Annotated in this window: 11 protein-coding genes; 5 read left to right on the top strand and 6 right to left on the bottom strand. The window is 72.7% G+C overall.

The window, feature by feature from the left end; all coding sequences use genetic code 11:
• Nucleotides 1-164 precede the first annotated feature (164 nt).
• Both H297_RS0102525 and H297_RS0102530 read left to right on the top strand, forming a co-directional pair.
• On the top strand, nucleotides 165-1,766 hold the full coding sequence (locus tag H297_RS0102525; protein WP_037792510.1) for a DEAD/DEAH box helicase: 1,602 nt from the start codon (nucleotides 165-167) through the stop codon (nucleotides 1,764-1,766).
• A gap of 237 nt (nucleotides 1,767-2,003) precedes the next feature.
• On the top strand, nucleotides 2,004-2,897 hold the full coding sequence (locus tag H297_RS0102530) for an alpha/beta hydrolase (RefSeq protein WP_027735768.1): 894 nt from the start codon (nucleotides 2,004-2,006) through the stop codon (nucleotides 2,895-2,897).
• On the opposite strand, the gene H297_RS0102535 is transcribed toward H297_RS0102530, so the two are convergent.
• From H297_RS0102535 to H297_RS0102545, 3 genes are all read right to left on the bottom strand, one after another.
• Complete coding sequence (locus tag H297_RS0102535) at nucleotides 2,898-3,506, bottom strand: MarC family protein (protein ID WP_027735769.1); 609 nt, start codon at nucleotides 3,504-3,506, stop codon at nucleotides 2,898-2,900.
• A gap of 327 nt (nucleotides 3,507-3,833) precedes the next feature.
• On the bottom strand, nucleotides 3,834-4,679 hold the full coding sequence (locus H297_RS0102540) for a PHP domain-containing protein (RefSeq protein ID WP_027735770.1): 846 nt from the start codon (nucleotides 4,677-4,679) through the stop codon (nucleotides 3,834-3,836).
• A 142-nt stretch (nucleotides 4,680-4,821) separates the two neighbouring features.
• Nucleotides 4,822-5,460, bottom strand: a complete 639-nt coding sequence (locus H297_RS0102545) for a DUF6758 family protein (protein WP_027735771.1) — start codon at nucleotides 5,458-5,460, stop codon at nucleotides 4,822-4,824.
• A gap of 232 nt (nucleotides 5,461-5,692) precedes the next feature.
• On the opposite strand from H297_RS0102545, the gene H297_RS34075 reads away from it, so the two are divergent.
• Nucleotides 5,693-6,949, top strand: coding sequence for an MFS transporter (locus H297_RS34075; protein WP_037792511.1), 1,257 nt, complete (start codon nucleotides 5,693-5,695; stop codon nucleotides 6,947-6,949).
• Nucleotides 6,950-6,982: 33 nt separating this feature from the next.
• Here H297_RS34075 and H297_RS0102555 read toward each other — a convergent pair whose 3' ends face one another.
• Nucleotides 6,983-7,576 (bottom strand): suppressor of fused domain protein, encoded by a 594-nt coding sequence (locus tag H297_RS0102555; protein ID WP_027735772.1) that lies wholly within the window; start codon nucleotides 7,574-7,576, stop codon nucleotides 6,983-6,985.
• 538 nt (nucleotides 7,577-8,114) lie between these two features.
• Between H297_RS0102555 and H297_RS0102565 the strand changes: the two genes are divergently transcribed.
• Nucleotides 8,115-9,242 carry a magnesium and cobalt transport protein CorA gene (locus H297_RS0102565; RefSeq protein ID WP_027735773.1) on the top strand — a complete coding sequence of 376 codons (1,128 nt, stop codon included), beginning with the start codon at nucleotides 8,115-8,117 and terminating at the stop codon, nucleotides 9,240-9,242.
• Nucleotides 9,243-9,251: 9 nt separating this feature from the next.
• Nucleotides 9,252-9,827 (top strand): hypothetical protein, encoded by a 576-nt coding sequence (locus H297_RS0102570; RefSeq protein ID WP_027735774.1) that lies wholly within the window; start codon nucleotides 9,252-9,254, stop codon nucleotides 9,825-9,827.
• Between the two features lie 46 nt (nucleotides 9,828-9,873).
• On the opposite strand, the gene H297_RS34080 is transcribed toward H297_RS0102570, so the two are convergent.
• Both H297_RS34080 and H297_RS0102580 read right to left on the bottom strand, forming a co-directional pair.
• Nucleotides 9,874-11,391, bottom strand: a complete 1,518-nt coding sequence (locus H297_RS34080) for a serine/threonine-protein kinase (RefSeq protein WP_486589377.1) — start codon at nucleotides 11,389-11,391, stop codon at nucleotides 9,874-9,876.
• 130 nt (nucleotides 11,392-11,521) lie between these two features.
• The gene (locus tag H297_RS0102580) at nucleotides 11,522-12,283 is read right to left on the bottom strand and encodes a hypothetical protein (protein ID WP_027735775.1); all 762 of its coding nucleotides are present in this window, start codon (nucleotides 12,281-12,283) and stop codon (nucleotides 11,522-11,524) included.
• Between the last annotated feature and the right edge of the window lie 87 nt (nucleotides 12,284-12,370).

A 12,370-nucleotide genomic window follows, 5' to 3' on the forward strand; every position in this document is an offset into this window, starting at 1 on the left:
GACCTGCCCGTAGACCAGGGCGGGCGGACGCCGCAGCCACACTCGCGCGTCACACAGAAGAGGCAAGCACCCTGTCCACCACGTTCAGAGATCTGGGGATCCTTCCCGAGACAGCCGAGGCCCTCGAAGCCGTCGGCATCACGTCCCCCTTCCCGATCCAGGAGATGACGCTGCCGGTCGCCCTCGCGGGTACCGACGTCATCGGCCAGGCCAAGACCGGCACCGGCAAGACGCTGGGCTTCGGGCTTCCGCTCCTGGAGTCGGTGACCGTTCCCGCCGACGTCGAGTCGGGCCGCGCCACGCCCGAACAGCTGTCCGAGGCGCCACAGGCGCTCGTCGTCGTCCCCACCCGTGAGCTGTGCCAGCAGGTCACCAACGACCTGCTCACCGCCGGCAAGGCCCGCGACGTGCGCGTCCTGTCCATCTACGGCGGCCGCGCCTACGAGCCGCAGGTCGAGGCCCTCAACAAGGGCGTCGACGTGGTCGTGGGCACGCCCGGTCGGCTGCTGGACCTGGCGGGCCAGAAGAAGCTGCGGCTCTCGCAGATCAGGTCGCTCGTCCTGGACGAGGCCGACGAGATGCTCGATTTGGGCTTCCTGCCCGACGTCGAGAAGATCATCGAGATGCTGCCGACCCGTCGCCAGACGATGCTGTTCTCCGCGACGATGCCCGGCCAGGTCATCTCCCTCGCCCGCCGCTACATGAGCCAGCCCACGCACATCCGTGCCACCGCGCCGGACGACGAGGGCCAGACGGTGGCGAACACCACACAGCACGTCTTCCGCGCCCACTCGATGGACAAGCCGGAGATGGTCGCGCGCATCCTGCAGGCCGAGGGCCGCGGACTCGCGATGATCTTCTGCCGCACCAAGCGGACGGCCGCCGACGTCGCCGAGCAGCTCACCCGGCGCGGCTTCGCCGCCGGTGCCGTCCACGGCGACCTGGGCCAGGGGGCGCGCGAGCAGGCGCTGCGCGCCTTCCGCAACGGCAAGGTCGACGTCCTGGTCTGCACCGACGTCGCCGCCCGCGGTATCGATGTCGACAACGTCACCCACGTGATCAATTACCAGACGCCCGAGGACGAGAAGACCTATCTGCACCGCATCGGCCGTACCGGCCGCGCGGGTGCGTCCGGTATCGCCGTCACGCTGGTCGACTGGGACGACATCCCGCGCTGGCAGCTGATCAACAAGGCGCTCGGGCTCGCCTTCAACGACCCCGAGGAGACCTACTCCACCTCGCCGCATCTGCACGAGGCCCTGGGGATCCCCGAGGGCATCAAGGGTGTGCTGCCGCGCGCCGAACGCACCCGGGCCGGCCTCGGCGCCGAGGAGATCGAGGACCTGGGCGAGCCGGGCGGCCGCTCCCGCGGTCGGTCCGCCCCGTCCGGCGGCACCCGTACCGAGGGCGACCGGTCCGGCGAGCGCACCCGTACGGAGCGCAAGCCGCGCCAGCGCCGGCGCACGCGCGGGGCGCTGCGCACGGAGACCGGCGAGGGCGGCCCCGCGACGGCCGAGGACGTCACCTCGCCGGGCGCGGACACCGCCGCGGCCGGTGAGGGCGAGCCCCGCAAGCCCCGGCGCCGCCGCCGTACCCGCTCCGGGGCCCCGGCAGCCGGCACGGCCACCGCCGAGGCGGGCAGCGCCACGGAGACGGGCACCGCGGGCGCCCCCACCGAGGACGGGCCCCGCAAGCCGCGCAGGCGGCGCACCCGCTCCCGCTCGGCCGCCTCCCGCTCCGCGGAGCAGCCCGGCACCGAGAGCTGACCCGGCCCCGTCGCCGGTACCGCACGGCCCGGCGCCCCTCTGCGAGGGGTGCCGGGCCGTGCGTCGTCGTGGGCGGCGATCGGCCGAGCAGGAGGGCGCCCGGCACTCCGGCGGTACGGCCGGAGCGGTCAGCGGTCAGCGGTCAGCGGTCAGCGGTCAGCGGTCAGCGGTCAGGGCGATGGTGTCCAGGGGCGGGCCCGGGCATCCCGGCCGGGGGTGCGCGGGTAGCGTCTGTGCATGAGCAAGCCGCCGTTTCTCGCGCTGCCCGCCAGGGCGCGGGCGTACCGTCTGGCCACCGCGCGCGGGGAGTTCGCCGTGCACGAGGCGGGGAGCGGAGCCACCGCGGTGCTGCTGCCGGGGTTCACCGGCAGCAAGGAGGACTTCATCGGGCTGCTGGAACCGTTGGCCGCGGCCGGGTTCCGGGTGGTGGCGGTGGACGGGCGCGGGCAGTTCGAGACGGGCGGCCCGCACCGGGAGGCCGCCTACGCCCAGGAGGAGCTCGCACGGGACGTGCACGCCGTGGCCGCGGCACTCGGCAACACGGCCCGGGGCCGTATCCACCTGCTGGGCCACTCCCTGGGCGGTCTGATCGCCCGCGCGGCCGTCCTCCAGGACCCCGCCCCCTTCGCCTCGTTGACGTTGGTGAGCAGTGGCCCGGGCGCCGTGGCCCCCTCCCAGCAGGAGCGGGTGCGGATGCTGCTGGGCGCTCTCACGTCGATGTCCATGGCGGCCATCTGGACGGTCATGCAGGAGCTGGACCAGTCGGTCGGCGCCGCGGGCGAGGCCCCGTACTCGCGCCAGGAGGCGGCGGAAGCCTCCGGTGCGGTCGAGGAGTTCCTGCGTCACCGCTGGATGAGCAACGTGACCGAGCAGTTGACGGCGACGGGCCGGCAACTGCTGAGCGAGCCGGACCGGGTGGCCGAGCTGGCGGCGCTCCCGTTGCCGTTCCACGTCGTCTCCGGCGCACAGGACGACGCCTGGCCCGTGCCGCAGTTGGACGGCATGGCCGAGCAGCTCGCCGCGCGGCGGACCGTCGTACCGGATGCCGGGCACTCCCCCAACGCCGAGCGGCCGCAGGAGACGGCCCGTGCGCTGGCGGAGTTCTGGCACGGCGTCCCAGGTGCCGCCTGATCAGCCCTTGCCCTGGATGAACTGGGTGATGCCGCCGGCGATCTGCTGCACGGCGATCGCCGACAGCAGCATGCCCGACAGCCGGGTGACGAGCACGACGCCGCCGTCCTTGATGAGCCGGATGATCAGCAGCGAGTACCGCATCACCAGCCACAGCACCAGGTGCATGGCGACGATCGCGGCCCACACCGACACCTGCCCCGCCCAGCCGTGCGCACGCTGGACGGCGAGGATGACCGAGACGATGGCGCCGGGGCCCGCCAGCAGCGGCATGCCGAGCGGAACGAGCGCGACGTTGACGTCCTTGGTCTGGGTCGGCTCGTCGGACTTGCCCGTCAGCAGGTCGAGCGCCACGAGCAGGAGCAGCAGCCCGCCGGCGACCATCAGGGCGGGGATGGAGACGTGCACGTAGTCGAGGATCTGCTTGCCGCAGAGCCCGAACAGCGCGATCACCCCGAAGGCGACCGCTGCGGCCTGCCCGGCCATTCTGCGCTGCGTCCTGGCGGGCCGTCCGGAGGTGAGGCCGAGGAAGATGGGCGTGATGCCGGGCGGGTCCATGATGACGAACAGGGTGAGGAAGACGGAGCCGAAGAGGGCGAAGTCGAACACGAGAATGCCTGTGCCTAGAGGTGAGCTGGTACGGAACGGACGTGGTGCCGGGGCGGATGCGGGAGGGATGCAGGGGCGGAGCGGGGCGCCCTGTGGAGCGGGCTGTCACGCCGGGCGGCGCCGACGCGGCACGGGTGGCGCCCCCGTGCCGCCGCGCTCCCTGCGCTGTGCCCGCACCGATGCCCGGGGGCGTGCGGCTGGGTGGCGGGCCGAGGGGGCGCGGACGGGGCTGCGGACGCGCTCGTCCTCATGAGGCCGCGCGGACGTCCTCGTGCGGTCACGTACGCCCTCGTACGGCCCTCTCCGTGCGTGCGGCCCCCCGCGGGCTCAGCCCGTGACGGGGGTGGCGCCTGAGCCGCGGGCGGCGATCTCGGCGTAGACGTCGGGGGCGGTGGTGAAGTCGCCGAGGGCGATGGGCTTGCGGCTGCCGTGGTAGTCGCTGGACCCGGTGGCCAGCAGACCGAGTTCGCCGGCGAGGGCGTGCAGACGGGCGCGGGTCTCGGGGGTGTGGTCGGCGTGGTCGGCCTCGATGCCGTCCAGTCCGGCCTGCGCGAGCTCGGCCATGGCGCTCTCGGGAACGCACTGGCCACGCGTGGCGGCCAGCGGGTGGGCGAAGACGGCCACCCCGCCCGCGCCCTTGATCAGCCGCAGCGCGTCGAAGGGGTCGAGCTCGTGCTTGCCGACGTAGGCGCGCCCGTCGTTGGCGAGCCACTCCTCGGTGAACGCGTCCGAGACGGTCTCGACGACGCCTTCCTCGACCATGGCCGTGGCGATGTGGGGCCGCCCCACCGAGCCGTCACCCGCGATACGCCGGACCTGCTCCCAGCTGACGGGGACGCCCAGTTCGCGCAGCTTGGCGACCATCGCCTGTGCGCGGGGGACGCGGTCGTCGCGTACGAGTTCGCGCTCGCGGGAGAGTTCGGGCTCGGCCGGGTCGAACAGGTAGGCCAGCATGTGCATGCTGATGCCGTCGAGGCGGCAGGAGAGCTCCGCGCCGGTGACCAGGGTGAGCCCCGCGGGGAGCGCGGCGACGGCCTCCTCGTACCCGGCGACCGTGTCGTGGTCGGTCAGGGCGACCACGTCGAGCCCGGCCGCGGAGGCGTTGCGCACCAGTTGGGCGGGGGAATCGGTGCCGTCGGAGGCGGTGGAGTGGGTGTGCAGGTCGATGCGCACTTCGACGGGCTCCGAAGGGTGGTCGGGGACGGGATGGCCGGCTCGGGGCGAGCGCTCCTCCACCATAGCCGCCCCGCCGGACACCGCTGTTCCCGGCCGCCGGGCCCCCGGGCGCACCGGGAGTGCCCACGCTCCGCCCCGCTCAGGAGATGAGGCGCGGCGACAGCGCTCCGCAGGGCACCAGGTCGACCTCGGCGCCCGCGTCGCGCAGGTCGGTGAGCACCAGTTCGTCGTAGAGCATCAGTCCGGACTCCTGGGGCCAGACGACCGCCCACAGCCACAGCCCGCAGGCCTCACCGGCGAAGACGGCGCGGTCCTTCGGGGCGCCGTCCACCAGCCACAGGGGGGTGGGGTGGCCCGCCGCCAGGACCTTGGCCTGCGGCGGGGCGCCGGTGGCGAGGGCGGGGCCGGGGTCGGGGCCCTCGATACCGGCGTGGCGGGCACCGAGCCCGATACCCAGTTCCTCGGCGATCAGCAGGAGTTCGCCGGGTCCGCCGAGCGGCGCGGGGCCGGAGCAGGCGACGGCGGTGGCCCGGCCGCCGCTGCGGTCGTCGCCCGCGCAGGCGACTCCGGTGAACAGCCAGCCGACGGGCAGCGGCCACGGCATCCATACGGGCACCTGGGTGCGGCCCACGGCGACGGCGAGGGCGTCGACGCTGGGCGGGAGGACCGGCTGGAGCGGATGCACGGCACCGTGCTCGCCGCACTGCCAGGTGTCGGCGAAGAGACCGGGCGCCCTGACCCGGCCACCGCACTTCGGGCAACTGGGTTCGCCCCTCATGGGCTCCAACGGTCCTACCGGGCAGCCCGTCCGTCAAGGACGATCACCCGCCCGGAGCCGTGGCCCGCGCTCCACGCCGAGTGAGGCTCGCAGGTGGCGCAAGCGTCGCGAGAGAACATCTGCCACCTCTCCACATAGGTGTCAGTTGCACTAATTAGCCAGGCTAATTTATCGTCTGCATATACCAACCATTTCCCCAGAACACAGCCGAACCCGGTAAGGAGCCGCAGGCATGAGTGGTGACCCGTTCGACGAGGGCGGAGGCAGCCCGGCCGGCCTCCTCCGCCAGCCGAAGGCCGTGTGGGCCACGGCGGGCGCCTCCGTCGTCGCCTTCATGGGCATCGGACTGGTCGACCCGATCCTCCCCTCCATCGCGAAGGGCCTGGAGGCGACGCCGAGTCAGGTCTCCCTCCTGTTCACCTCCTACTTCCTGATCACCGCCGTCGCCATGCTGGTCACCGGCTTCGTCTCCAGCCGTATCGGCGGCCGCAGGACGCTGCTGCTCGGACTGGCGCTCGTGGTGGTGTTCGCGGCGCTGTCCGGCACCTCGCACTCCGTCGGTCAACTGGTGGGCTTCCGCGCGGGATGGGGCCTGGGCAACGCGCTCTTCGTCTCCACCGCGCTGGCCGTGATCGTCGGAGCCGCGGCGGGCGGCAGCGCGGCGGCCGTCCTGCTGTACGAGTCGGCACTGGGCCTGGGCATGGCCTGCGGACCGCTGCTGGGCGCCGTGCTGGGCGACGCGAGCTGGCGCTTCCCGTTCTTCGGGACCGCCGCTCTGATGGCCGTCGGCTTCCTCGCCATCACGGCCTTCCTCAAGGAAGCGCCCGGACCCACCCGGAAGACCTCCCTGCTCGACCCGGTCAGGGCCCTGGGTCACGGCGGGCTCGCCTCGGCGGCCGTCTCGGCGTTCTTCTACAACTACGCCTTCTTCACGGTGCTGGCCTTCACCCCGTTCGTGCTGAACATGTCCCCCTACCGCTCCGGAGCGGTCTTCTTCGCCTGGGGCGTGCTGCTGGCCGTCTTCTCCGTGCTGATCGCACCGAAGCTCCAGGAGCGCTTCGGCTCGCTGCGCGTGGTGGGCGGCTCGCTGGTGCTGATGGCGGTCGACCTGCTGGTGCTCGGGTACGGCAACCACACCGCCGCCGTCGTGGGCACCGTGCTGTCGGGCGCCTTCATCGGGCTGAACAACACGGTCTACACCGAGCTGGCCCTCGGGGTCTCCGACGCACCGCGGCCGGTCGCCAGCGCCGGCTACAACTTCGTGCGCTGGTTCGCCGCCGCCGCGGCACCCTTCCTGGCGCCGAAGATCGAGGAGTGGAGCAACATCCACGTCCCGTTCGTGGTGGCCGCCGCGGCCGCCGTCGTCGGAGCCGCGATCATCGGCGTCCGGCGGAAGGCACTGGTGACACAGGCCGAGGAGCTCGCCGCCGAGCACTCCCCCACCTCCGCGCCACGGGCCGGGGAAGCCGCACCCGTACGCGCGGGCTGAGCCGCCCCGGCTCACTCCCCCGAGGGCCGGACCTCACTCCCCCAGGGGTACCGGGCGGCGTGCCGGATCACGCAGATCCGTCTCGAACCGCAGCCAGCGCTCCCGCAGCGCCTCGGCGCCGTGCACCCTCTTCCAGGCCGCCTCCGTCGGCGTCAGGGGCAGCAGCGGAAGGAAGCGGACCGGCTCCCGGGGGGCGCCCAGCTCCAGGTCCGCGACCAACCCGCCGCCCTCGGCCACCAGGACGGAGGTGAAGGGGGCGCCGGGCCACAGCGGTTCACCGGTGTCCAGGGAGGCGCCGGGCGCGACGACGACGCCCTCGACCTGTGGCGAGGCGGCGAGCACGGCCAACGGCCGCAGCACCTTGTCGGTGTCGGCCGCCCCCGCCCGTACCGTCAGCAGCAGCTCGGCGCGCGGCCCGCGTTCGGGGTCGGCGAGGGCCTGGGCCGGGTCGGTCATCGGTGCCGCCGACATCCCCAGCGTGACGTATCGCACGGTGCCCGCCTCCGCGTCGGTGAACCGCAGCACCTCGATGCGCCCGGTCCCCAGGAAGGTGACCGAGGCGCGGGCGTCGGGCTCGCCGAATGTCTGCTGCACATGGGCGTCGACCAGTGTGAGGACGTCGTTCATCCGGCGAGCATAGAACCCGCCCGGCGGCGCAAGAGGCGCGGCATCGTCGCGTAAGGAGGCGGCAAAGGGGCACCCGTAACAGCCGTGGGAGGCAGGAGTACCCGGTTTCCAGTGCTACCGTTGGCTGCCGGTCAAGGCATGTACAGACCGTCCCCCACAGGGGCCCGGCCGGAGGAGGTGGGACTGACATGGATCCGAGTCGACCGTGCAGTACCAGCCGCTCTTCCGCCCCGGCAGCGAGCGCGCCGCACAGGCCCTGAGTTCCCCGCGGCCTACGCGACACGACACCTTCCGGCAGGACCGGGAGACCCAGGACCGGTTCCGGTCCGTCTCCCTCCCGGGCCGCGCACAGCGGTAGAGCGACTGCGTCTCGCAGTCACGCACTGTTTCGTCTGTCAGCGATTGCCGTCGCCGCGGCCCGCGTGTGGTGCCCGCTTTGCGGACCTCCGGGTGGTTGCCCGTAGGCCCCCGTTCCGGGCAGTACGACGCCCCGGCCCGACCCCCGACGGCATGGCACGGCACCACCGTGGAGGGCCTCATGTCGATGATCCGAGAGCTGCGCGCCGCTGTACGCCCGGCGCTGCGCAAGGACAACCGCGCCGGATACGGCACCGGGTACGAGGGCGGCGATCAGGCCATGAGCACCGCCGTCGTGGACTGTGCCGCCTACCTGGACGGGCGCCGCCAGAGCGAGGCGCTCACCCCGGACGAGGCGCTGAGCCGGGTGCGTTCCGCCGACGGGCAGAGCCGTGACGGGTTCGTGTGGATCGGGCTGCACGAGCCCACCGAGGAGGAGTTCGCCGGGATCGCTCGGGAGTACGGGCTGCACCCGCTGGCTGTCGAGGACGCCGTGCACGCACACCAGCGTCCGAAGCTGGAGCGGTACGACGAGAGCCTGTTCACCGTCTTCAAGACGATCCACTACGTCGAGCACGCCGAACTGACCGCCACCAGCGAGGTGGTGGCGACCGGCGAGGTGATGTGCTTCACCGGCCGGGACTACATCATCACCGTGCGGCACGGCGGCCAGGGCTCGCTGCGGGCGCTGCGGCACCGCCTGGAGGACGACCCCGAGCTGCTGGGCAAGGGCCCATCCGCCGTGCTGCACGCGATCGCCGACCAGACGGTGGACGGCTACCTCGCCGTCGCCGACGCCGTGCAGGACGACATCGACGAGGTGGAGATCGAGGTCTTCTCCGAGCGCACGGGCGGCGGCAAGCGAGGCGGCGACGCGAGCCGCATCTACCAGCTCAAGCGCGAGGTACTGGAGTTCAAGCGCGCCGTCTCCCCGCTGATGCGGCCGATGCAGACGCTGAGCGAGCGGCCCGTGCGGCTGGTCGACCCCGACATCCAGAAGTACTTCCGGGACGTCGCCGACCACCTCACCCGCGTCAACGAGCAGGTGCTGGGCTTCGACGACCTGCTCAACTCCATCCTTCAGGCCAACCTCGCCCAGGCGACGGTCGCCCAGAACGAGGACATGCGCAAGATCACCGCCTGGGCCGCCATCTTCGCGGTACCGACGATGATCGCCGGGATCTACGGCATGAACTTCGACTACATGCCGGAGCTGCGCTGGAAGTACGGCTACCCGATGGTGCTGCTGCTGATCGTCGCCATCTGCTACGGCATCCACCGGGGCTTCAAGCGCAACGGCTGGCTGTAGCCTGCCGCCATGACCGCCACACCCGCCCCCACCGGAGCCGACTCCGCCGCGACCCACCTCGACCGCGCCCTGATCGAGGAGACGGCCAAGAAGTCCGGCCTCGTGTGGGTGCGGGGGCCGGTCGGCCCCGCGCGGGGGCTGTGGCACGTGTGGCGCGAGGGGGCCGTCTGCCTGGTCGGCGACGGCTCGCTGGAGCAGCCGCTGGCGGACCTGGGCCTGACCGACGGCGCCACCGCGACCGTCACCGTGCGCGGCAAGGACAAGGGAGCCCGGCTGGTCGTCTGGTCCGCCCGCGTCCGCGAACTGGCCCCCCACGGACGGGAGTGGCAGGAGGTCGTCGACGAGCTGAAGGGCAAGCGGCTCAACGCACCGGACGCGGACACCATGACGGAGCGCTGGGCTCGCGAGAGCCGCGTCCTGCGCCTGGAGCCGACGACGGGCCGGCCCCTGGAACAGCCCGGGTCGATGCCCCGCGACTCGCAGGCGGCGCCGCCGGTGGCAAGCCCGGCCACCACCCGCCGCCCGCAGCCCGCGGGGCTGCCGCGGCTGCTCACGCGGCGCCGGAAGCGCAAGCGGACCAGCTGACCTGCGGCACTTCCACCGCCCACGCCACGTCCGCGAGGTCGTCAGGTCAGGTCCGGTGCGGGAGTTCGCCCTTGCCGGCGCAGAGCTCGGTTCCGGCCTCGCTCTCCGTACCGACCGCCCCCGCGGCGGCGACGGAGACACTCGCAGGCCTCGTGGCGTCCCCGAGCGCGTTGTTGCTGGCGTCCAGGCGGCCGAAGATCTCCGCGAGGAAGGTGAGCGCGATGATCGCGAGGATCAGCAGCACCTTCCCCTTGAGGCTCAGGCCCCACACCCAGCGCCATGCCGCCAACAGGCCCCTGCCCGTCACGCTCAAGGCGGTCATGAGGACGTGGTTGCTCTTCCGCGCGGCCGAACCGCCGGCGTCGGCACCGGCCATGTCGAGCGGACCGTACGCGGGGCGGGCCGCGGGGGGTGCGTCCGCCGGGACCGGCGCTCCCGGTGCGCCAGGGGCACTCGATGCGCCAGGAGTGCTCGGTACGCCAGGGGCACTCGGTGCGCCGGGAGTGCTCGGGGCGGCGGGTGCGCCGGGGGTGCCCGGTGCGTCCGAGGGGCCGGACGACGCCGCCTGACGGCTGCCACCGTGAGCCGGGCCCGGCGTCTGCGCCGCAACCCGGCCCGCACCGGACTCCGCACGGCCGCCTGTACCGCGCCCCGAGCCCCGGATGTCCCAGGTGACGCCGTCCACCGCCGGGCCCGCCGCGACGCGGTTGAGCCGCGTCATGGCGGAACCGGTGTCGGTGCGCCGGTCGGGATCCTTCTCCAGCAGGCCGAGCAGGAGGGCGTGCAGTTCGGGGCCCGCGTTGACGGGTGCCTGCGGCGGTTCGAGGAGTGCGGCGGAGAACGAGGCGATGGGCGAGCTCCGGTCGAACGGGCCGTGCCCCTCGGAGGCGCTGTACAGCGTCGCGCCGAGCGAGAAGAGGTCCGACTCGCGCCGCTCCTGATCCTGCATCCGCTCGGGCGCCGTGAAACCGGGGGTGCCGATGACGCCGGTCTGCGTCATCCGCGTCTGCCCGGAGTCGGCTTCGAGCGAGATGCCGTAGTCGGTCAGCATGACCCGTCCGTGCCGGTTCCCGGCATGGTCGGGCGCGAGAAGTATGTTCGCCGGTTTCACGTCGCGGTGCAGGATGCTGTGCGCGTGGCCCGCTTCCAGTGCCTTGAGCACGGCGACGCCGATACGGCAGATCTCGGCGTCCGGCAGGCGCGGCTCGTCGCGGATGACCTTGGCCAGGTCGGTCGCGCCCGAGACGTACTCCATGACGATCCAGGGCAGCCCCTCGTGCTGCACCACGTCGAGGACCGTCGCCACGTGCGGGTGCCCGCGCAGCTTCGTGGCGTGCAGCGCCTCGCGGCGGGCGCGACGGATGGGCGCCAATTCGCCGGACCCGTCGCTGCCTTCGCTGTCGGGATCGCTGCCGCCGCTGCCGGCGGGCATCTCGATCTGCTTGATGGCGACCTGTGCGCCCAGGGTCTCGTCGTCGGCCAGCCACACGCTGCCCATACCGCCGGCTCCGAGGCGCTCCCGCAGTCGGTAGCGGCCCACGTACTCCCCATGCGTTACGGCCACCGCTCCGTCTCCCTCATCAGCAATCAGTTGTTCGCGTTCGTCCGTTGAGCGTTCACCGTAACGGGCGCAACAGTACGAGCGATCATAGTGAGCCGGGACCGGTACGACTGTTCGGGCCGTCCGGGAAAGGTCAGCCCGTCCGCTCCGGGGAGATCTTCTTGCCGTAGTCGACGGTGTCCTGCTTCTTCGGCGCGTGCAGCGCGAAGCTGTCGTTCCAGTCGGTGAGCCGCACGGTCCCCGCGCCGCCCGCGCGTTGGAGCCGCAGCGGATACGGGTTGCCCTCCAGGGAGACGTCGACGGTGCCGCCCCGGCCGCCGCCTGCCGTGACCCGGACCGTCCTGGTGCCGCCCACCTCGCCGCGCTCCCCCGTCTCCCGCTTCCCCTCCATGGCCAGCAGGCCGTCCAGGAGGGTGTTCATGTCGGTGAAGACGCTCAGTTGCTTGTAGGCGGGGTCGCTGCTGGGCACCTTCACGTACTTGCCCTTGAGCTTCCCGGCGGCGGCCACATCGCTCTTGCCGGGCTCCTTGCCGCCCTCCTGCTGGGCCCAGAACCCGGTTCCCGCCTTGAGGTAGAGGTCGCGGTCGACGCGCAGGAGCTGGAAGGCGGAGCCGCCCTTGGCCGAGACCTTGCCGACGCCGCCGTCGCTCCGCAGCCGCATCGTGAGGCGGTAGGTGTGCCCCTTGCTGACGACGCTGCCGGAAACCCGCACGGATCTGGCCCGCTCGGAGGCGGTGCGGGCCTTCTTCTCGATTGTGCCGGCGGACAGCTTTCCCACGCCGTTGGTGCCCGCGTCCGGGTCCTCGCTCCCGCACCCGCTCAGCGCCGTGAGGGCTCCTGCACTGGCGAGAGCGAGCAGCGCTGCACTCCGGGGTGCGCGGGCGCGTCCAGTCACGAGGGGCTCCTCCTGTGGTCGGCGGCAGGACGGCACCCTACCCGTACGGAGCGCCCCCTCCGGAAGGCAGCCGTCCGGACCACACCG

It is taken from the genome of Streptomyces sp. CNT360 (assembly GCF_000424785.1).